The sequence below is a fragment of the Kitasatospora sp. NPDC034023 genome, assembly GCF_055575795.1.
This window is the reverse complement of the sequence record NZ_JBVIRY010000018.1, coordinates 85,421-101,846: the sequence shown is the minus strand read 5'-3', so window position 1 is coordinate 101,846 and position 16,426 is coordinate 85,421. Positions and strand designations below refer to the sequence as shown.

Sequence of the window (16,426 nt, the reverse complement as noted above, 5' to 3'; positions counted from 1 at the left end):
GTCGCGTGTTCAGCGGACGTGGTTGATGAAGGCGCGCGACCCGTCGCGCAGGTCGATCGTCGCGCCGTGACCGACGGCCGGCGGGGCGGGCTGCGCCGAGTAGACCTCAACGGCGGCGATCTCGCCCCGGTCGGCGGCCAGCAGAGCGGCGACGAGCCCCTGCTCGACCGCGGCCAGGTCCTTCAGCTCGGCTGGCATCGCAGGCCCGGCCGGCTTCTCCCCCAGCACCGGCTCCGGGTCCGGATGGTCGCCCCACTTCTCGCCGGGGGCGCTCATGACCACGATCTGCCAGTTGGTGGTCCGGCCGCCGGCCTCGACGACGACGCCGAACGGATACCTGGTGTTGCCGGTGTCGGCGAAGGTCTTCGCGGCCGCGCCCGGCAGGGACGACGCGGCGTCGAGGAGCAGCTGCTGAAAACGGGCGGGGCGCATGAACGTTCCTTCTGAGGCGGGGGTGAGTCCACCGTACCGGGAAACCAAGCGCGGCAGAGTCAGCGACAGTCGACGTCGAAGTACCCCTGGCAGGGGCTTTGACTTGCGCGGAGCCAGGCGTTCGCCCTTCCGCCAGTAGCTCCGGGTCGTGGACTCCAGGAGGCCTTCCTCAATGTGGAAGTTGGTCGCCCGCGATCTCGTACTGCAGCTCGTACAGGTGCCCAGCCTTGGCCATGACGGTCACCTCGATGACCCGGTCATTGTCACTGAAGACTGTCCGGAAGGTGCGAAGCACGGGAAGCTCACCCACCGGCATCTTCAGGTACACGCCCTGGTCCGCAGTGGGCGTGCGCGCCGAGACGCGGTCAACCGACCGCCGGAACGGGAAGCCCATCTCGGCAAGCAGCGTCGGCACTCCTCCCTTGACCTTCTTCCCTTCCGCGATGGGAGTCCCTCGGGCAATGTCCATCGGGTAGTAGTTCTCCACCAGCTCTGCGGGTTCGCCATCGAGCTTCAGCAGCTGTCGGCGCAGCATGGCGGTTTCGCCCTGCGCGATCCCCAGCGCTTCGGCCACGGATGCTGGCGGAACAACCTCCTCGACGTCGAGCAGTTCGCTTGCTGCAGTCATGCCCTTTTGCTGGGCTTCCGCGATCCAGCGGTAGGGCTGGCCCGGCTCAGCCGGTGCAAAGAAGTCTGCTGGCCGCATCACTCGCATGCGGCCCTCCCGGGCCTTGGTCTGCTTGCCCTTGCTGGTGATGACGAGCCCCTCGTCCTTCAGGGCACGCATGGCGTTCTGCACCGCGGTGATGGATGCACCGAACTTCCCGCACAGTTCACTGATGGACGGGAGATCGTCACCCGGCTTGATGTCGCCGGAGAGGATCTGGTCTCGGATGTCCGCAGCGATGCGCTGACCTGCTGCGCGCAGGTCTCCTTCGACAGCCCGCTTCCGCTCCCCAGGAGCCTTTCGCAATCCCACCTCAGTCGACCTTCATTTCGTAACGAAGCCGGCGCTCATTGCCGGGCGTGACCATCACGCAAACCTCAAATGGCACTCCATCGGCAGTGCAGACAGTGCGAGTCTGCACGAGCACTGGCTCGCCTCCGCCTAGCTCCAGCAGTGCCGTCTCGGCTGGCTCTGCAAGACGACTCTCGACATCTTCGGTCACAGAAGCGATTCGGTACCCGAGTTCCGCGAGGAGCGTCACGGCGCCCCCCTTGATCTTCCGGAACTCTGCTAGCTGCGTGTCGGCAGCCACCCCGAGTGGATACCAGGAGTCGACGAGTTCTACCGGCCGCCCATTGAAGGTGATCAGCCGACGTCGGCGAATTGCACTCGCATCGGGACCGAGGCAGAGCGCGTGGGCTACGTAGACCGGCGCCTGAGTCAGGTCGGCACCGAGTAGGTGCTGGCCACCGACGCCGCCCCGCGCTTCGGCCTCTTGCGTCCAAGCGTCTGCCCCGGTCTGCGGTCGCAAGTAGCCGGCGGAGTCACTGACCCATTGACCGTTTGCGCTGGTCACGCCACACCCCCAGTCCTCGTCTAGGTGCTCCACGGTAGCGCCTTATATCCGTTCAAGAAAAGTAGTACAGCGGGCATCCCTTGCTTCCAATGCGGTAAGGCGGTAAGGTTCAAGCGTTGGAAGACACCAAACAACCCCTCCGGAGACATCTGTGCTCACCGTCAAGGAGGTGGCCGACCGCCTCGGCGTCAGCCCGTCCACCGTCTATCGGTGGGTCGACGACGACGTCCTTCCGGCCACCCGCAAGAGAAAGCCCACCGCGGTCAAGTCCAAGCGCAACATCCGCGGCTCGATCGAGATCGACGAGACCCACGTGATCGCCATCGAGAACGAGCACCGCCTCAGGCAGGCCGCGTGATGGCCGGCACCCACGACCGCCTGTGGGACGGCCTCGATCCTGTCGAGCCTGGCCCGCAGCCTTCTCGCCCTGCCCCTGCTTTCGGCGCGCCGGACATCGGTCAGCGCCACTTCAAGGAGGACCCCATGCCCATCCCCGACCGCGCTTTCGCCAACGGAGACGGTGGCGGTGACCACTCGACGAACGGTGGTTACGGCCACGACCCGTTGCCGCCCCTGCCGAACCCGCAGCCGTCGAAGTGAGCGACTGGGACAACCGGCCAGTGATCCCGAAGATCCCGAAGCCGAGGAAACCGATCGACCCGACCGAGAAGGAGCCGCAGTGAACGTCGACGAGCAGATCGCCCTGTTGGAGAGCCAGATCGCGGAGACCTCCGAGGCATCTGTTGCCGCCGCCGGCGACCCGGCCGAACGGAAGTCCATCGCTGACGAGTTGGTGGCGCAGCGGGACCTGTTGCGGTGCCTCAAGTCGGAGCGCGTGAGCGGCCGGGAGCTTGCCGAGATTCTGGCCGGCGTGACCGCTGCGGACGGCATCCGCTTCGTCGACCTCCTCGAAGAGGCGGGCACCGACAGCCCCGACTGGCACTGCACCGTGCACGGCACCTGGGGGAACGGCGAGCACAACTGCTTTCACTGCATCGACGACCCTTGGCCGCACCGCCTCTGACCCCGCCCCACCCGCCCCCCGGAATCGCCAAAACCAAGCCACTGACATGCCCATGCCTCAGGAGAAGCCATGACCGGCGCCACCACCGAGACCATCGCCCGCTACCTCACCGTCGCCGGAGTCGCCCTCGCCAACCCGGACATCACGGTCGACCTCATCGAGGGCGGTGGCAAGGCCCAGTGCCGGGGCTGCGGCGACGAGTGGAGTAACCCGGACTACGCCTTCACCGTCCGCCAGTGGGCGGAGTCCCACGCCGAGCAATGCCGCGCCCTCCCCACCCACACCAGCTGAGGAACCGTCATGCCCGGCTTCACCCCCGCACACCGCACCGCCGTCGCCACGTCCTACGAGACCGCCGCCAACACCCGCGAAGCCCTGGCCAGCGAGCACGAGAACCAGGGCGACCCGGCCAGCGCCGAGCAGTGCCGCATCTGGGCCGCCAACTGCCGCGCCACCGCCAACGAGATCCGCAACTCCTGACCGGCACCCGCTCACGACAGAGGCGCACCTCGCCCACGACAACCCCGCAAGGAGATCCGATGCGACCCAACGAGACCGCCGACGCCCCCCGCGCCGCCCGCCGCGCCGGTGACGACGCGACCTGCCAGAAGATCCTGAAGGAGGTCACGGACCGGTTCGACACGCGGACCACCGACGGCAGTGAGCTGGCCGCCCTGCTCCGGGCCAACCTCGACACCCCGCTGGCTAAGAAGTGAGTGCCGGCCGCACGTTCTGTGACGCGGCCCGGGCCGCTGCGGACCGCAGCCGCCAGGCGCAGCCCGACTGCGACGGCCCGGTCGTCGCCTACGTCACCTGCAGGAAGACCCCGTCCCACGCTTTCGGATGCGTCACCCACGCGGCCCGGATGCTTGCCGCAGTCCCCAGCGCGGATGTGTTTGCCCTGGAGGACTCCCCGCTCGGCACCGTCGAGGCGGTCCGCCGGGCCGCCTCCCAGTTCTGAAAGGTGAACTCTCATGGCCACGATGCAGGAGCGTTACGACGGCATCGTCAGTGTCGAGATCGCTCTCGGCCGGCTGCGGCCGGACGCGACGGCGGCGGAGCGTGAGGCCGCGGTCGATGCGGTCCTCGACGACCTCGACCACACGGTTGACGCCCGTGCGACCGACCTCTACCACCGGCTCGGTGCGGGCGACCGCTACCCGGCCGCTGTCTGAAGGGAACCATCATGCTGTCGCCGTACATGATGCCCACGGGTCGCTGGCCGGCCGACCTGCCGGACCCCGCCACGATCTCCGCTGTGTTCCAGGCCTACGGCCCCAGTCACACCGCCATTCTGCGAAGCCGGGACCTGTCGGACAGCAGGTCCGATGTCTGGGTGACGTGCAGCTGCGGTCTCTCTACCGCCCCCAAGCGTGTGGACCGTGGCAGCTTCCTCGCCGCGATGGACGAGGCCGAGGTTTTCGCGGACCGGCACGTTGAGGAGACCCGCGGGTGAAGCCCGAGGTCCTGCCGCACGAGCGTCGGCGAGGGGTGGACGGTCCTTTGGGATGTCGTCGCTACCACGAGGGTCGCCGCGTCCACGCACATCACTGAGATCCACACCAACTAGCTTGAGAGGAAAGCGTCATGACCGCCATCGACAAGCTCATCGGTGAGCCCGCCCACCTGATCCTGCGTCACCCTGACGGCCGGGACCCGCTGTACAAGCCCGTCCACACCTACGGTGACGTCGACGATACGACCGTGAAGGCGTTCGCGGAGCAGGTGCTGCACCTGCCCACTGGCCAGGTCGACGTCTACCGCTACAACGGCCAGGCTGCCTGATGGGCTGGTCCTGGGATCACAACCAGACCGGCGGCACCCGTTCCTGCACGGCGCACGCTGAGCTTGGCGAGTACCTGTCCCGGATCGCTCCCCGGCGCGAGTGGGAGGCCGTCAAGAGCCTCTTCAACCGCGGTAGCGGCGACCCGCACGACATCCAGCCCGAGCAGGCCCGGCGCATGGGCGAGGCGTTCAAAACCCTGGCGCCGTTCGCCGACTGCCAGTAGCGCGGCGCTTGCTACGAACTCGGCGCGGCTGCTGCCGAGGCCGGCCGCACCAACTCGGTGTGGCACTGGTCCTAACCGCCCGGGGGCGAGAAGAGATCCGCCAGCCGGTCAACGCAATCTGATTGGAGCGCCACATGTCCAACCTCGGTATCACGTACGCCAAGTACCCGACCAGCGGCAACGCGAGCAAGACCACGGATGTCATGAGCAACGGTGATGACGCCCTCTGGTGGTGCTGGAACTGCAACGAGCAGGGCGACCGCACGCACATGGGCCGGTATCGGGACGACCAGGTCATCAACCAGATCCGCCGCAAGGCCAAGGCCCACGCCGACGCCTGCGTCATCTGATTTCGCCCCGGGGCGGCCGCACAGCCTGCCAGCAACGCCGGCCGCCCCGGGCCCCTATCAACCCAACTGAGCAGACAGGAGTACCCATTATGAGCCTGCGCGCCCTGTTCCGCGGTATCGATGACCGCCTGACTGGCAACCGTGCGATGCGGGAGGTCCGCGAGGAGCACGACACGTGGGCGCGCACCGCCCAGAAGAACGCCATGTACTACACGATGCTGCCGGCCCTGGGCGAGGACCTCGTCAACGCCGGCCGGATCAGCCGCCCCCTCCACTCCGCCTTCGTCTTCGACCGCCGCTCGAAGGCGGGCCCGCTCACGGGCCAGTGGCTGGTCCGCGGCGGTAACAGCACCAGCTGGGGCCTGTGGAAGCAGCTCGGCCCCCTGACGCTGGAGAAGCAGTGGACGCACCTCGACCAGGTACTCCTCGACCTGCGGCGTGACCTTGAGGTCGAGAGTGGCATGGGCGCGCTGGTGCTGGAGCGGCTCCACGCCTCACCCGAGTACCGGTCCCTCACACAGCGCGTGGGCCGCCAGTACCCGGCCACCGTCGCCGCCCTCGCAGCCTGACCGGCCGCCAGCCCCGATGTCCCGTAGCTGCGCACATGAGAGGACTCCCGATGACCACCAAAATCACCGCGGTCGCCGACAGTGAGTGGCCCCGGATTTACGCCCTGTTCGACCGTGCGATGACCCACGAGATCGCCGCACAGGCCGGCGTCCCGTTCCCGGCCGACGAGTCCTGCCTGGAGGACGTCGTCGACCTCGTGGGCGAGATGTACGGCATCGAAGCGCTGCACATGATCTTCACCGGCCGCTCGCCCCGGGCCTGATACCCCCCTTCGCGAGGGGTGCGACGCACCGCACACATCGCACCCCTCGCACTCCCCGCAGCCCTCGCACCCCGAGGAGGCCGCCACGGCCACCGGCACCTGCACCCACCACAAGCGCGGCACCCCCGCCCCCTGCGGCCGCCCGGCCCGCCTCTACCCAGGGGGCTGGTGCTGCCCCGACCACACCCCCGCCCGGCTCGCCGGAACGCCCGAGCCCCCAGCACCCCCATGCACCCCCTTCCCCGCACCACGAGCACACCCGAGAGGACTGACCGATGACGTACACCCTCGTCTCCGGCAACGTCGGCCCGGACCGTCGCTGGGGTTGGCTGCTCTCCACCGGCGGCAGCCAAATCGGCTACCACGACGGCGTCTTCGACCCCGACCCGGAAACCGACGCGGCTGCCGCCCGGCTGTGGGCGGACGATCTGGCCGGAGGGGCCACGGAGCGGTGGAGGCCCGTCATCTGGTCCGCCCAGGGGCCGCGCACCTACAACAGCGTCTGACGGACCGCGGGCCGCGAGGGGGTGCGACACCTCCCCGAGGCACGCACCACCCGCAGATATCGCACACCTGCTGACCAGGGAGGAGGACCGACATGACCGCGGTACTCGACACCGACCTCGACCTCGCGGAGCTGCTCGGCCCGCTCCTGGTCACCGAGGTCGAGGCCTACCTCGCCACCGTCGCACCCACACCGGCCTGGCGTGCCCGGCTTCGTACAGCGATCGCCGAGGCCCACACCGGCACGCCGCGCGGGACCAGCCCCGAAGCACCGTCGCCCTGGTGGCACGACGCCCCCGCCCCGGTGCAAACCCTCACCGACCGCCTCCTGCGTCGGCGCCCGACCGTCCCGGTCACCGCCCGCCAGTACCTGCAGCTCATGGACAGCTACATCCGGCAGCACGGCTGGACTCAGGGCCGCCTCTGGGACGACACCGGGGCCGTTTGCGTCCTCGGCGCCCACATCCGCGTACTCGCTGCAGGCTACGGCACCCCGGCGACCGCCTGGCAGGCCCGGCTGCTGATCGGCAACGCCCTCGGCTACCAGGGCACCCCGGTGCCCGTCGACACCTGGAACGACCTCCCCACCACCCGCCAGAACGACGTCCACATCCTGCTGCGGGCCGCCGCAGCCTGAACCGAAAGGCCCCACTGCCATGGCCACCATGTCCCTGCGCCACCACGGAGCCAACACCCCCGTCCCGCTCGGCCGCTACCTGATGACCCTCCACACCGACCGGGGAAACAACACCAGCACCAACACGGTCACCTCCCCGCACACGCTCGGCTCGCTCGCCACCGGCCTCGCCACCCTGCATCGCGTGCCCGGGACCGTGGTCGACCTCGTCATCACCACGAAGTAAGGAGCCCCGAATGACCGACACCCAGCAGACCGGCAACGGCATCAACGACAACGCGACCGTCAACGGACACGTCACCCAGGCCGGAACGATCACCGGCACCAACGTCAACCTCGGCACCCTCAACGGCGGCCAGACCGTGATCAACGTCGGCCGCAACTACAGCCCCACCGACAAGAAGCACTGACCCCAACCCGACCACCAGAGGAGATCGAAATGTTCGGACGTAAGGCCGCTGCTGAGCGCCGCCGCGAGGCCGAGGCCTTCAACGCCCAGGTCAGGGCCGAGATCGAGGCCGACCGAGTCAAGGACGACATCCTCGACCTGACCCGCGAACCCCCGGTCCGCATCACCACCCACCTCGACGGGCGCGTCGAGTACCGGCGCATCGACAGGGACTGACCAACCCCCGGGGGTGGCCGACGTAGCGCCGGCCACCCCCGGCCCCCGACCGAGTCCAACCCGAAGGATCACCCGATGAAGGACTACCTGCGCTTTCTCGTGAAAGCCCAGCGCGACTCCCGCGACGAGCTCCTCCGCGTCAGCATCCTCGCCGGACTCGTGCTCTTCGCCGTGCTCTTGGCCGCCACCACCATCTACGCCCTGACCACCCCGTAGCCGATCGGAGCCCGCGATGGCCACCTTCAAGAAGGGCGACCGCGTCCGGATCGCCCGCGACAACTTCGCCAAGCACGAGGCGCCCACCCGCTTCCTCGGCCGCACCGGAACGGTAACCGCCTTCCGCCAGGGCTGGGTCTCCGTCAACGGGCTCCAGGACCCCGGCCAGCCCCACGACCCCAAGTCCTACGGCTTCGAGGCCAGCGAAGTCGAACCCGCCTGAAAGGAGGCCCCAGTGGCCCGCACCGCCGCCCCAGCCGAACAACACGCGCTCACCACCGTCAGCCTCGCCCTCGCCGGCCTGGCCGCCACCCAGACCCCCGGGGCGGCGGTCACCACCATCCTCCTCGCCGCCGTCACCCACTACGCCATCCTCGCCCTCGCCGCAGCCTCCCTGCGCCTCAACCTCCCGCACCTCCTCGACGGCCACCACAAACAGCTCCGCGCCACCGCAGCCGCCCTCCTCCTCGGCGCAGCACACGCCACCCGCATGGCCGCCACCGCCATCCTCTGGGCCCTCACCACCACAGCCCACGCCATCGCCCCCGACCAGCCACCTACCAACCGCTAGAAAGGCCCGGACCCCATGCACGAGCACACTGGCGGGACCGACAAGCTCATCCGCGGCGCCCTCTTCCTCGTCATGGGCGCAGCACTCACCGTCGGCACCTGGTCCATCTACACCCTCCTCACCGTCCTCCTCCACGCCCCCAAGCAGGTCGCCATCTTCGGCGCCGGCATGTTCGACATCGCCGCGATCTTCTTCGCCCTGCTCTCTCAGAAGTACGCCGCCAGTCCCGACAGCGGCCTCGCCCCGCGGCTCGCCATGCTCGCCATGGTCGGCACCAGCTCCTGGGTCAACTGGACCCACGCACGCCTTGAGCACTGGGGCCTCGTCGGCGGCGTCATCCTCGCCGCCGCTCCCGTGATCGCCGAACTGTCCTTCGAGATGTGGCACCGGTACGAGCACCGTGAGGCCCTCCGTCGCCAGGGTCGCGTCCCCACCGCACTCCCAGTGATCCCCGGTCTCGCCTGGATCCTGTTCCCCGGACGCTCACACAAAGTGATGCGCCGCACCGTCGGTGCGCGCCTCAGCGTCATCGACAAGCAGGCCGATACGGGCGCATCACTGGACGACGCGCATCACGTGGAGCGCACCACCGAGCCGCATCATGGCATCACCGCGTCGCGCGGCGGTGAGGCGCAGCAGATCGTCATCACGCTGCAGCAGCCACAGGCCATCGCCGCTTCACCCCGGCCAACGCGGGCCGATGTGGCGCATGATGCGCCCAATGAAGTCGCACGTCAGCGCCGTGACGCGCCTCCTCGCATCATCACCGTGCCGCAGGCCGTGTCATCGCCCGCATCGTCCGATGGGGCGATTGAGTCGCCGCACGATATCGACTTCGCCGTGTTGTCGACGGCCGCTGCAGTCCGGGCGATGCGTGATGCGCTTCCCGATGCGACGGCGCAGCAGATCGCTGATGCGCTGGCGCCGCACGGCGTCGCTACGAACGCGGCGTATGTACGCACCGTGTTGTCCCGCGCATCGTCTGCGGCACCGCAGCAGGGCACCGGCGGCTACCTGTGATGCGTCCGGTACTCCCGGTCTGACGGTCTGATGGCGGCGCCCAGCGAGTCTGGGCGCACGCCACCTGCCCTCAGCCCAACCCCCGCTTCCCCACCCCGCCGCAACCCCCCAAAGGAGGCCCCCGTGGCCCAGCAACTCACGCCCGCCGGGGCCGACAACGTCCTCCCGTTCATCCCCCGCCCCCAGCGCTCCCGGCCCGCGACGACAGTGACGACGATGCCGACGACGACCGATTTGGAGCCGCGACCTGCGGAAACGCCGCCGGAAGCGGGCCTCCCGGCATCGTCGTCGCCGGCCCCCGCCCAGGCCCAGGACTCCGTCTACCTGCCCGTCCACGCCAAGCCATCCCTCTCCCGCCGCTTCTTCGAGGGCTGCATCACCGTCGCCAACCGGGTCGGCGCTCTGGTCGTCCGCTACCGAGTCGAGCTCGTCCCCACCGCGGTCGTCGGCACGGTCACCGGCCTCGGCTGGTGGCAGAACCTCGCCGGCGTCGGAGGCTGGGGGACCGCCGCCTACGCGGGCCTCGCCCTCGCCGGGGCGGGGATCACCGCCTGCGGGGTGAAAGAGAAGAACGACAAGCTCGTACAGGCTGGCGCCGGCCTCACCATGACATTTGCCGACGTCGCCACTGCGGTCGGCGCCGGCCCCGGCGGGATCTCCCTCACCGCTGCCGCGGTCACCACCGGTGCCGCGTACGCGGTGTGGGTGCCGTGGCTGATCGATCACCGTAAGGGTCGCAAGAAGCTGCCCGCGAAGCCGGCCGCCACGGCGCACGCGAACGCCAGCGTCGACGTGCAGGTCCAGATGGACAAGGGCCAGGCCGCTCTCAAGGCCGCCGCGTCCAGCACCGGCACCGACACCGACACGGCCGTCGAGGAGGAGCGTCAGCCCGCGCCGCGTGTCCCGGGCGGACCGTTCTACGACAGCGTGATCCCCTACGCCGACGAGGACTCCGACGACATCAACGACCCGATCCGCATCGGCTGGGACGAGTACGGCCGACCTGTCTACCTGACGATGATGTACCGGCACACGCTCGTTGCCGGCGCCAGCGACTGGGGCAAGTCCGGGATCATCAACCTGATCATCAAAAAGCTCCTCAAGAAGAAGGGCGTCGAGCTCTACGGAATCGACCTCAAGCCCGGCGCCCCCGAGCTCGGCCCGTGGGAGCCGCTTCTTCAGAAGCTGGCCCGCACCCCAGAAGAAGCCCGCGACCTCCTTAAGGAGTTCATCGCGGAAGGCCATCGCCGGGGAGTTGCCCTGGAAGGCCTTCGTATCGACTCCCTCAGGCGGGGCAGCTCCAACGTCTCGATGCAGCGGAAGTGGGACCCAGACACGCATGGCACGGTGAAGTACCTGATCACGGACGAACTCGGCGAGCTCATCCGAGCAGAGAAGAGGCTTCGCAGTGAAGAGGCCGAGGCTCGCAAGATCGACCCAGACGGAACCCCTGCGGAGACACCCATCACGGAGCTCTTCGAATCCGGTCTCGCGCTCCTCCGCTTCGTCGGCATGCACTTCGTGTCGGCCACACAGCAGCCGTCCAGCAAGATCTTCGGAGGGGACACCGACGCACGTGGAAACTACGTGAACCGGCTCTCCACCCGTGTCGCGGAACAGGATCACGCCCAGTTCGTCTTCGGCAAGCGCTACAAGCAGCTCGGCCTCGACCCGGCGAAGCTGAAGCGCCCGGGGGAGATCTTCCTGGCCTGCCCGGAACAGCCCGAGGACGGCAACCCGCCGCGGATTCGCGTCGAGTACGTGTCGGACCAGGACATCGCCGACGACGTGGCGCACCTGTACGCCGCGATGGGGCCGCGGCAGGCTGTCGGCCGGTTCGCGCCACAGGGCGAGCCGCGAGCGAACCTGACGAAGCCGGAGCCGCCCGCCAAGCCACAACTGCTCTACCCGGACGGGACGCGCGTCGGCGCCGACGAATGGCCGGGCCTGTACAAGGTGCTCGTAGAGGTCTGCGAGGAGCAGGGCTACGCCACCAAGGGCGACCTCGGCGAGCGTGGCCCGTTCGCCAGCCTGGACACCGTCCGGCGCGCCCTGGAGGTGTGGGTGCAGCACGGCGTCCAGGTGGAGAAGGTCGGCGCGGTCAAGCAGTACTCGCTGCCAACCTCCTGACCTCTGGCCCGCAGGCCCGCCCCGGTGCTATCCGGGGCGGGCCTTCTCGCGCGAGAGGATGAGCCCATGAGCGACACCACCACCATCAATCCCGACGCCCCAGCCACAGATCGGCGCCGGCAACTCCTCGACGCCATCCGCCGTGCCGGAGGAACCTGGAACCGGCAGCGCGCCTGGCAGCTCTACCAGCCCAGGCCCACCGCCAAGTTCGTCCGGGGCGACCTCCAGGACCTCTGCCGCGAAGGGCTACTGGTACGGGTCCGGCTCGGCGATTACGAGGCGGCCCCGTGACCGCCGACCTGGTGGCCTTCCTAACCGCCCGGGGCGTCCGCCACCCCCGTGAGCGCGAAGAACCACATGGCGATGCGCACCGCGCAGTGGGCCGTCGACGAGTTCATGCGCACGATCGCGCTGCCGCACCGCGATCACTCCAACTACCGGCCCGAGTGGGCCCCAGAGAGCTAAGAACTGCGCCGGGGTGACAGATTCCGGATCGGTGCCACACTGGTCTGATCACCCCGCCGCCCGGGAGGACCAGCATGCCCGCGCCCGAAGAACCCGAAGTCGACACCCGGTGCGCGCACTGCCCGCGCCTCCTCCGCAGCAACGAACTCCACCGGCTCGCCTGCTACGCCTGCGAAGACCGCGCCACCACCCAACTCCGCGCAATGCCCAGCCTCTACCGGAACCTCGGCGACAAGCTCACCCCCACAACCCAAGCCAGCAACACCGGTCGGGTCAGCGGGAGTTCCGGCGCAGCGCCGCTCCCCGCCGCCCTCACCCCGCTCGACCTTCGGGGACCCGGAGGAATCGTTTCCTCGGTCCTCGGCATCGAGCAGCGCTGGCGCATCCAACTCGACTGGGAGCCGCTGCCGTTCCGCGGCGACTACGAGAGCAGCCTCTCCGGCTGCGTCACCATGCTGGTCAACAACCTGCCGTGGGCCTGTGAGCAATACGCGGACGTCGGCGCGGACCTGCGGCTGATCTCCAGTCTCCACGCGCAGGCCGATTCGACGGTCACCGGCCAGTGGGAGGTGCGGGTGCCGGTCGGCTGCTGCCCGGCCCAGCCGGAGGACGGCGGGCCGGCGTGCGGCGAACGGCTGAAGGTGTCCCCGTGGGCCATGGAGATCAAGTGCCGAGGCTGCGGCGCGAGGTGGGGCCGAGCCGAGTGGCTGAAGCTCGGCGCGACAATCCGCGGCATCGACATGCCTGTCGCGGCTTGACAACCCGTCGGACCGAAGCGACTATCTGATCAACTAGAACATCTGTCGAAAGGGCCGCCCTACACCGGGCGGTCCTTTTCGCGTTCCAGCGGGGCGGTGCAGCAGGTGGACCCCATACTCGTCACCGCCAAGGAAGCCAGCCTGTGGACCGGCCGGCCCGTCGGCACGATCTGGCGCTGGGCCAGTGAGGGCCGGATCAGCCGGCACGAGACGCCGCGAGGCACTCGCTACGACCTTCGCGAGCTGTCGCCTGCCACCGAAGACGGCCCCGGGGCCGTTCCCACCCTCCCCGAAGGCCGCCGAGCGGCCTGAACCCCAAAGCTCCCCGCTGCGTGCCGCCCGCGCGAGCTGGCCGGTGGGGACGGCCCGCCCTGAGGGCGGCGGGCCCCAGCTCGCGGCCTGGCACCACCGCTTCCCGCCAGGCCGCGAGCACCCAACCCCGGGAGGTGCACATCGCCACGGAAGACACCCACACGCCCATGCCAGCCGCGGACCCCGTCACCTTCGAGTCAGCCCTCGGCCACGCCGCAAGACTGCTCCTCCACGCCGAGCTCGAAACGAACCTGCCGCTGATGGAGCGCCTCGAACGCCTCGCGGACTCCTGGATCGCGATCGCCCGCACCCCCACAGAGGTCAATTCGTGACGGCCAGCCCGCAGCGCGCCCTCGACGCCCCCTTCACCCTCCCCGCCGCCTGGACACCGATCCCCGGCACCTGCTCACGCTGCGGCGCCCGCGCCTGGCTCGGCGAACAACGGTGGTGGCACCAAGGCCCCACCTGTCGAGCCCGGCCCACCAACCGCGTCACTGCTCCCGTCACCGCCGAGTTCATCCCGGACAAGCGGCCGCGCTGACGCCCGCCCACGCACCCGCCCTCACCCGAAGGAGCGCCACGGTGACCGCCCCCATCGGCTACAGCGCCGCCACAGCCACCAGCGGCGCGTTCGGCGCCACCGACACCGGGTTCGTTGAGAACAGCAGCCAGGTTGGCGGCTGGGACGTCTCCGCGTCCCGGTTCAACCTCCTGGAGGTCATGCAGCAGGACGCCAGGCTCGCCATCGACACGCGCGACAACCTGAACCTGCTCCGCAACCAGCTCCTGCCGGCCCCCGCCACTCAGGTCAAGGTCATGGCGTGCGGCGACTCCATCACCGTTGGCTTCGGCTCGACCGACGGCCTCGGCTGGCGCGGCTGGCTCTCCGACCTCATCGCCCGGCAGCGCGTCGCCCCGGTCATGTCGCTCTGCGCACACGGCGGCTGGTACCTCGCCGACCTCAAAGCCAACATCGGCGCCGCCCTGGCCGCGAACAGCCCCGACCTGGTGCTGATCAACATCGGCACGAACGACAGCGACTTCACGGGCGCGTTCACCGCCACCACCTACGGCGCGCTGATCGACCAGATCCTCGCGTCCAGCCCCACCGTCAAGGTCGCCTGCGCCCTCGTCGCCCTCAGCCAGCAGAACACCGGCATCCTCGCCAGTGAGCAGCACGCCAACGCCGTCATCACGCAGGCCGTGAACGCCCGCATCTCGACCGGCCGGGTCGTCCTGTCCGACCACACGCACACCACCACGGCCCGCTGGGAAGTCGACGCCACCCAGCCCGGCAGCGCGCCGCCGCCCGGCCGCTGGACGATTGACGGCGTCCACCCGACCGATGCTGGCTATCTCCAGATGGCTCGCGCCTGGTTCACCACCATCCAGCCGCTCGTGCCTGGCCTCGCCCCGCTCTGACCCGCCCTCAAGGAGTAGCCCGTGTCCATCGCCGACGCCGCCCGCGCCATCGCCGCCCGACTCCAGGCCGAAGGCCACCACCTCGCCGACGACGCGCACAAGCTCTGGGCCCACCTGCACGACGACGAGACCGCCCTGGCCGGCGAAGTCGCCGCCGACGCACGCCAGGTCGCCGCCGACGCCGCCCCGGTCGTCGCCGAGATCAAGGCCGACGTCCAGGCTCTCGGCAGCGAGGCCGTCCAGGACGCCGAGGCGCTCGCGGCCGAGGCTGCCGCCGACGGCAACGGCGCGGGGCAGCCCGAGAAGCCCAGCCCCCAGGAATGACCGTGACCGACACACACGGTGCCGCCTACATCGACACCCGTCACCTTCCCCTCGACGAACTGACCCCGTTTCCTGGCAACGCCAAACGCGGCGACGTCGACGCCATCCGCGCATCCCTGCGCCGCAACGGCCAGTACCGCTCCCTCGTAGTGCGCCTCATTGAACACGGCCCCACCACGGTCCTTGCCGGGAACCACACCCTGCAAGCACTTGCCGCCGAAGGCCACACAACCGCCCGCTGCGAAGTCATCACCTGCGATGACGCCACCGCCCGCCGCATCAACCTCGCCGACAACCGCATCGCCGAGCTCGGAACGTTCGACGCCGAAGCCCTCGCCGAACTCCTCACAGCAGTCGAAAACGACCTCGACGGCTCCGGCTACACCACGGCGGACATCGACGCGATCCTCGGAAGCGTCGAAGAGCTTCCCACCGTCCTCGGCGACCCGGACGAAGTGCCGGCCCCGCCAGCCGCCCCCATCACCAACCCAGGAGACGTCTGGATCCTCGGCCAGCACCGCCTCCTATGTGGCGACTCCACCGACATAGCGGCCGTGGAGGCCATGCTCGCCGGCGAACGAGCGGACTGCATGTGGACCGACCCCCCGTACGGCGTGGACTACGTCGGCAAGACCAAGAACGCCCTGACCATTCAGAACGACGGCGCTGCAGACCTTCCCGAACTCCTCGCGGGGGCATTCGCCGTCGCAACCGCCGCCCTCAAGCCAGGTGCACCGGTCTACATCGCGCACCTGCCAGGCCCGCTGTCACTCGACTTCGCCCACGCGTTCCTCCAGGCAGGCTGGCTACTCCGCCAAAACCTCATCTGGGACAAGGGAACCCTGGTCCTCGGCAGAAGCGACTACCACTACCGGCACGAACCCATTCTCTACGGCTTCACCGACGCGCCTGCGGGATCCGGCCGGCTCGGCCGAGGCGGTGACCGGTGGTTCGGCGACAACGCCCAGACCAGCGTGTTCGAGTTCCCGAAGCCCGCCCGCAGCGAGGACCACCCAACCATGAAGCCCGTATCGCTCGCCGCCGCGGCACTCCGGAACTCCTGCCCACCCGAAGGCGTCGTCTACGAGCCTTTCGGCGGGTCGGGCACCACCCTGGTTGCCGCACACACCGAAGGCCGCATCGCCCGAATCGTCGAACTCGACCCGCGTTACGCGGACGTGATCTGTCGCCGCTACCAGAAGCTCACCGGCGACTGCCCCACTCTGCAGAGCACGGGTGAACGCGTCGACTTCAATTCCCCGGGTTAGCTGA

The 16,426-nt window shown here is 69.2% G+C and carries 35 protein-coding genes; 32 read left to right on the top strand and 3 right to left on the bottom strand.

All coding sequences use genetic code 11. From position 1 onward, the window contains the following. Positions 1 to 9 precede the first annotated feature (9 nt). The 3 genes from ACZ52R_RS23675 to ACZ52R_RS23665 all read right to left on the bottom strand — a co-directional run bounded on the left by ACZ52R_RS23675 (position 10) and on the right by ACZ52R_RS23665 (position 1,955). A complete protein-coding gene (locus ACZ52R_RS23675; RefSeq protein ID WP_465754069.1) occupies positions 10 to 432 on the bottom strand; it encodes a hypothetical protein in 423 nt (140 codons plus the stop codon). Between the two features lie 169 nt (positions 433 to 601). Beyond that, a complete protein-coding gene (locus ACZ52R_RS23670; protein ID WP_465754068.1) occupies positions 602 to 1,411 on the bottom strand; it encodes a GntR family transcriptional regulator in 810 nt (269 codons plus the stop codon). A 1-nt stretch (position 1,412) separates the two neighbouring features. Further along, positions 1,413 to 1,955 carry a GntR family transcriptional regulator gene (locus tag ACZ52R_RS23665; RefSeq protein ID WP_465754067.1) on the bottom strand — a complete coding sequence of 181 codons (543 nt, stop codon included), beginning with the start codon at positions 1,953 to 1,955 and terminating at the stop codon, positions 1,413 to 1,415. A gap of 151 nt (positions 1,956 to 2,106) precedes the next feature. Here ACZ52R_RS23665 and ACZ52R_RS23660 point away from each other — a divergent pair, with 151 nt between their 5' ends. From ACZ52R_RS23660 to ACZ52R_RS23505, 32 genes are all read left to right on the top strand, one after another. Continuing rightward, positions 2,107 to 2,313, top strand: coding sequence for a helix-turn-helix domain-containing protein (locus ACZ52R_RS23660; protein ID WP_465754066.1), 207 nt, complete (start codon positions 2,107 to 2,109; stop codon positions 2,311 to 2,313). Continuing rightward, positions 2,310 to 2,555, top strand: a complete 246-nt coding sequence (locus tag ACZ52R_RS23655; protein WP_465754065.1) for a hypothetical protein — start codon at positions 2,310 to 2,312, stop codon at positions 2,553 to 2,555. The genes ACZ52R_RS23660 and ACZ52R_RS23655 overlap by 4 nt, the downstream gene beginning before the upstream one ends. 79 nt (positions 2,556 to 2,634) lie before the next feature. Beyond that, complete coding sequence (locus ACZ52R_RS23650) at positions 2,635 to 2,979, top strand: hypothetical protein (protein ID WP_465754064.1); 345 nt, start codon at positions 2,635 to 2,637, stop codon at positions 2,977 to 2,979. A 69-nt stretch (positions 2,980 to 3,048) separates the two neighbouring features. Continuing rightward, positions 3,049 to 3,270, top strand: a complete 222-nt coding sequence (locus tag ACZ52R_RS23645) for a hypothetical protein (RefSeq protein WP_465754063.1) — start codon at positions 3,049 to 3,051, stop codon at positions 3,268 to 3,270. A gap of 9 nt (positions 3,271 to 3,279) precedes the next feature. Beyond that, on the top strand, positions 3,280 to 3,459 hold the full coding sequence (locus tag ACZ52R_RS23640) for a hypothetical protein (protein WP_465754062.1): 180 nt from the start codon (positions 3,280 to 3,282) through the stop codon (positions 3,457 to 3,459). 59 nt (positions 3,460 to 3,518) lie between these two features. Further along, positions 3,519 to 3,695: a hypothetical protein gene (locus tag ACZ52R_RS23635; RefSeq protein WP_465754061.1), complete on the top strand. Its 177-nt coding sequence runs from the start codon at positions 3,519 to 3,521 to the stop codon at positions 3,693 to 3,695. A gap of 258 nt (positions 3,696 to 3,953) precedes the next feature. Then, complete coding sequence (locus tag ACZ52R_RS23630) at positions 3,954 to 4,154, top strand: hypothetical protein (protein WP_465754060.1); 201 nt, start codon at positions 3,954 to 3,956, stop codon at positions 4,152 to 4,154. An 11-nt stretch (positions 4,155 to 4,165) separates the two neighbouring features. Continuing rightward, positions 4,166 to 4,435: a hypothetical protein gene (locus ACZ52R_RS23625; RefSeq protein WP_465754059.1), complete on the top strand. Its 270-nt coding sequence runs from the start codon at positions 4,166 to 4,168 to the stop codon at positions 4,433 to 4,435. A gap of 131 nt (positions 4,436 to 4,566) precedes the next feature. After that, a complete protein-coding gene (locus tag ACZ52R_RS23620) occupies positions 4,567 to 4,764 on the top strand; it encodes a hypothetical protein (RefSeq protein ID WP_465754058.1) in 198 nt (65 codons plus the stop codon). Continuing rightward, entirely contained in the window at positions 4,764 to 4,988 is a 225-nt protein-coding gene (locus tag ACZ52R_RS23615; RefSeq protein ID WP_465754057.1) for a DUF7739 domain-containing protein, read from the top strand. The genes ACZ52R_RS23620 and ACZ52R_RS23615 overlap by 1 nt, the downstream gene beginning before the upstream one ends. A 134-nt stretch (positions 4,989 to 5,122) precedes the next feature. After that, complete coding sequence (locus ACZ52R_RS23610) at positions 5,123 to 5,338, top strand: hypothetical protein (protein ID WP_465754056.1); 216 nt, start codon at positions 5,123 to 5,125, stop codon at positions 5,336 to 5,338. An 89-nt stretch (positions 5,339 to 5,427) separates the two neighbouring features. After that, a complete protein-coding gene (locus ACZ52R_RS23605; protein ID WP_465754055.1) occupies positions 5,428 to 5,907 on the top strand; it encodes a hypothetical protein in 480 nt (159 codons plus the stop codon). 50 nt (positions 5,908 to 5,957) lie between these two features. Next, positions 5,958 to 6,170, top strand: a complete 213-nt coding sequence (locus tag ACZ52R_RS23600; RefSeq protein ID WP_465754054.1) for a hypothetical protein — start codon at positions 5,958 to 5,960, stop codon at positions 6,168 to 6,170. Between the two features lie 275 nt (positions 6,171 to 6,445). Further along, positions 6,446 to 6,676 carry a hypothetical protein gene (locus ACZ52R_RS23595; RefSeq protein WP_465754053.1) on the top strand — a complete coding sequence of 77 codons (231 nt, stop codon included), beginning with the start codon at positions 6,446 to 6,448 and terminating at the stop codon, positions 6,674 to 6,676. A 92-nt stretch (positions 6,677 to 6,768) separates the two neighbouring features. After that, complete coding sequence (locus tag ACZ52R_RS23590; protein WP_465754052.1) at positions 6,769 to 7,311, top strand: DUF6197 family protein; 543 nt, start codon at positions 6,769 to 6,771, stop codon at positions 7,309 to 7,311. A gap of 19 nt (positions 7,312 to 7,330) precedes the next feature. Next, the gene (locus ACZ52R_RS23585; protein WP_465664128.1) at positions 7,331 to 7,537 is read left to right on the top strand and encodes a hypothetical protein; all 207 of its coding nucleotides are present in this window, start codon (positions 7,331 to 7,333) and stop codon (positions 7,535 to 7,537) included. A gap of 10 nt (positions 7,538 to 7,547) precedes the next feature. Further along, the gene (locus ACZ52R_RS23580) at positions 7,548 to 7,721 is read left to right on the top strand and encodes a hypothetical protein (protein WP_465664129.1); all 174 of its coding nucleotides are present in this window, start codon (positions 7,548 to 7,550) and stop codon (positions 7,719 to 7,721) included. Positions 7,722 to 7,750: 29 nt separating this feature from the next. Further along, the gene (locus tag ACZ52R_RS23575) at positions 7,751 to 7,936 is read left to right on the top strand and encodes a hypothetical protein (RefSeq protein WP_465664130.1); all 186 of its coding nucleotides are present in this window, start codon (positions 7,751 to 7,753) and stop codon (positions 7,934 to 7,936) included. A gap of 75 nt (positions 7,937 to 8,011) precedes the next feature. Then, positions 8,012 to 8,152 (top strand): hypothetical protein, encoded by a 141-nt coding sequence (locus tag ACZ52R_RS23570; RefSeq protein ID WP_465664131.1) that lies wholly within the window; start codon positions 8,012 to 8,014, stop codon positions 8,150 to 8,152. Between the two features lie 16 nt (positions 8,153 to 8,168). Then, entirely contained in the window at positions 8,169 to 8,375 is a 207-nt protein-coding gene (locus tag ACZ52R_RS23565; protein ID WP_465664132.1) for a hypothetical protein, read from the top strand. A gap of 12 nt (positions 8,376 to 8,387) precedes the next feature. Continuing rightward, on the top strand, positions 8,388 to 8,723 hold the full coding sequence (locus tag ACZ52R_RS23560) for a hypothetical protein (protein WP_465754051.1): 336 nt from the start codon (positions 8,388 to 8,390) through the stop codon (positions 8,721 to 8,723). A 15-nt stretch (positions 8,724 to 8,738) separates the two neighbouring features. After that, positions 8,739 to 9,743: a DUF2637 domain-containing protein gene (locus ACZ52R_RS23555; protein ID WP_465754050.1), complete on the top strand. Its 1,005-nt coding sequence runs from the start codon at positions 8,739 to 8,741 to the stop codon at positions 9,741 to 9,743. Positions 9,744 to 9,959: 216 nt separating this feature from the next. Beyond that, positions 9,960 to 11,873: an FtsK/SpoIIIE domain-containing protein gene (locus ACZ52R_RS23550; RefSeq protein WP_465754049.1), complete on the top strand. Its 1,914-nt coding sequence runs from the start codon at positions 9,960 to 9,962 to the stop codon at positions 11,871 to 11,873. Positions 11,874 to 11,939: 66 nt separating this feature from the next. Continuing rightward, a complete protein-coding gene (locus ACZ52R_RS23545) occupies positions 11,940 to 12,164 on the top strand; it encodes a hypothetical protein (RefSeq protein ID WP_465754048.1) in 225 nt (74 codons plus the stop codon). A 48-nt stretch (positions 12,165 to 12,212) separates the two neighbouring features. Further along, positions 12,213 to 12,338: a hypothetical protein gene (locus tag ACZ52R_RS23540; protein WP_465754047.1), complete on the top strand. Its 126-nt coding sequence runs from the start codon at positions 12,213 to 12,215 to the stop codon at positions 12,336 to 12,338. A 74-nt stretch (positions 12,339 to 12,412) separates the two neighbouring features. Then, positions 12,413 to 13,096: a hypothetical protein gene (locus tag ACZ52R_RS23535; RefSeq protein WP_465754046.1), complete on the top strand. Its 684-nt coding sequence runs from the start codon at positions 12,413 to 12,415 to the stop codon at positions 13,094 to 13,096. A gap of 96 nt (positions 13,097 to 13,192) precedes the next feature. Then, positions 13,193 to 13,408: a helix-turn-helix domain-containing protein gene (locus ACZ52R_RS23530; RefSeq protein ID WP_465664140.1), complete on the top strand. Its 216-nt coding sequence runs from the start codon at positions 13,193 to 13,195 to the stop codon at positions 13,406 to 13,408. A gap of 167 nt (positions 13,409 to 13,575) precedes the next feature. Continuing rightward, on the top strand, positions 13,576 to 13,740 hold the full coding sequence (locus tag ACZ52R_RS23525; RefSeq protein ID WP_465754045.1) for a hypothetical protein: 165 nt from the start codon (positions 13,576 to 13,578) through the stop codon (positions 13,738 to 13,740). After that, positions 13,737 to 13,949 carry a hypothetical protein gene (locus ACZ52R_RS23520; RefSeq protein WP_360251480.1) on the top strand — a complete coding sequence of 71 codons (213 nt, stop codon included), beginning with the start codon at positions 13,737 to 13,739 and terminating at the stop codon, positions 13,947 to 13,949. Before ACZ52R_RS23525 ends, ACZ52R_RS23520 begins: the two co-directional genes overlap by 4 nt. 41 nt (positions 13,950 to 13,990) lie before the next feature. Further along, a complete protein-coding gene (locus tag ACZ52R_RS23515; RefSeq protein WP_465754044.1) occupies positions 13,991 to 14,830 on the top strand; it encodes an SGNH/GDSL hydrolase family protein in 840 nt (279 codons plus the stop codon). Between the two features lie 21 nt (positions 14,831 to 14,851). Next, positions 14,852 to 15,154 (top strand): hypothetical protein, encoded by a 303-nt coding sequence (locus ACZ52R_RS23510; protein ID WP_465754043.1) that lies wholly within the window; start codon positions 14,852 to 14,854, stop codon positions 15,152 to 15,154. A gap of 2 nt (positions 15,155 to 15,156) precedes the next feature. Further along, positions 15,157 to 16,422 (top strand): DNA methyltransferase, encoded by a 1,266-nt coding sequence (locus ACZ52R_RS23505; protein ID WP_465754042.1) that lies wholly within the window; start codon positions 15,157 to 15,159, stop codon positions 16,420 to 16,422. The last annotated feature ends 4 nt before the right edge of the window (positions 16,423 to 16,426 follow it).

Excerpts from the sequence above, each read along its gene's own strand:
- ACZ52R_RS23570 (WP_465664131.1), top strand. The coding sequence starts at position 8,012 with ATGAAGGACTACCTGCGCTTTCTCGTGAAAGCCCAGCGCGACTCCCGC.
- ACZ52R_RS23595 (WP_465754053.1), top strand. The coding sequence starts at position 6,446 with ATGACGTACACCCTCGTCTCCGGCAACGTCGGCCCGGACCGTCGCTGG.
- ACZ52R_RS23525 (WP_465754045.1), top strand. The coding sequence starts at position 13,576 with ATGCCAGCCGCGGACCCCGTCACCTTCGAGTCAGCCCTCGGCCACGCC.
- ACZ52R_RS23640 (WP_465754062.1), top strand. The coding sequence starts at position 3,280 with ATGCCCGGCTTCACCCCCGCACACCGCACCGCCGTCGCCACGTCCTAC.
- ACZ52R_RS23615 (WP_465754057.1), top strand. The coding sequence starts at position 4,764 with ATGGGCTGGTCCTGGGATCACAACCAGACCGGCGGCACCCGTTCCTGC.
- ACZ52R_RS23550 (WP_465754049.1), top strand. The coding sequence starts at position 9,960 with ATGCCGACGACGACCGATTTGGAGCCGCGACCTGCGGAAACGCCGCCG.
- ACZ52R_RS23565 (WP_465664132.1), top strand. The coding sequence starts at position 8,169 with ATGGCCACCTTCAAGAAGGGCGACCGCGTCCGGATCGCCCGCGACAAC.
- ACZ52R_RS23580 (WP_465664129.1), top strand. The coding sequence starts at position 7,548 with ATGACCGACACCCAGCAGACCGGCAACGGCATCAACGACAACGCGACC.
- ACZ52R_RS23635 (WP_465754061.1), top strand. The coding sequence starts at position 3,519 with ATGCGACCCAACGAGACCGCCGACGCCCCCCGCGCCGCCCGCCGCGCC.
- ACZ52R_RS23605 (WP_465754055.1), top strand. The coding sequence starts at position 5,428 with ATGAGCCTGCGCGCCCTGTTCCGCGGTATCGATGACCGCCTGACTGGC.
- ACZ52R_RS23675 (WP_465754069.1), bottom strand. The coding sequence starts at position 432 with ATGCGCCCCGCCCGTTTTCAGCAGCTGCTCCTCGACGCCGCGTCGTCC.
- ACZ52R_RS23575 (WP_465664130.1), top strand. The coding sequence starts at position 7,751 with ATGTTCGGACGTAAGGCCGCTGCTGAGCGCCGCCGCGAGGCCGAGGCC.
- ACZ52R_RS23620 (WP_465754058.1), top strand. The coding sequence starts at position 4,567 with ATGACCGCCATCGACAAGCTCATCGGTGAGCCCGCCCACCTGATCCTG.
- ACZ52R_RS23625 (WP_465754059.1), top strand. The coding sequence starts at position 4,166 with ATGCTGTCGCCGTACATGATGCCCACGGGTCGCTGGCCGGCCGACCTG.
- ACZ52R_RS23545 (WP_465754048.1), top strand. The coding sequence starts at position 11,940 with ATGAGCGACACCACCACCATCAATCCCGACGCCCCAGCCACAGATCGG.
- ACZ52R_RS23590 (WP_465754052.1), top strand. The coding sequence starts at position 6,769 with ATGACCGCGGTACTCGACACCGACCTCGACCTCGCGGAGCTGCTCGGC.
- ACZ52R_RS23555 (WP_465754050.1), top strand. The coding sequence starts at position 8,739 with ATGCACGAGCACACTGGCGGGACCGACAAGCTCATCCGCGGCGCCCTC.
- ACZ52R_RS23645 (WP_465754063.1), top strand. The coding sequence starts at position 3,049 with ATGACCGGCGCCACCACCGAGACCATCGCCCGCTACCTCACCGTCGCC.
- ACZ52R_RS23630 (WP_465754060.1), top strand. The coding sequence starts at position 3,954 with ATGGCCACGATGCAGGAGCGTTACGACGGCATCGTCAGTGTCGAGATC.
- ACZ52R_RS23600 (WP_465754054.1), top strand. The coding sequence starts at position 5,958 with ATGACCACCAAAATCACCGCGGTCGCCGACAGTGAGTGGCCCCGGATT.
- ACZ52R_RS23610 (WP_465754056.1), top strand. The coding sequence starts at position 5,123 with ATGTCCAACCTCGGTATCACGTACGCCAAGTACCCGACCAGCGGCAAC.
- ACZ52R_RS23585 (WP_465664128.1), top strand. The coding sequence starts at position 7,331 with ATGGCCACCATGTCCCTGCGCCACCACGGAGCCAACACCCCCGTCCCG.
- ACZ52R_RS23535 (WP_465754046.1), top strand. The coding sequence starts at position 12,413 with ATGCCCGCGCCCGAAGAACCCGAAGTCGACACCCGGTGCGCGCACTGC.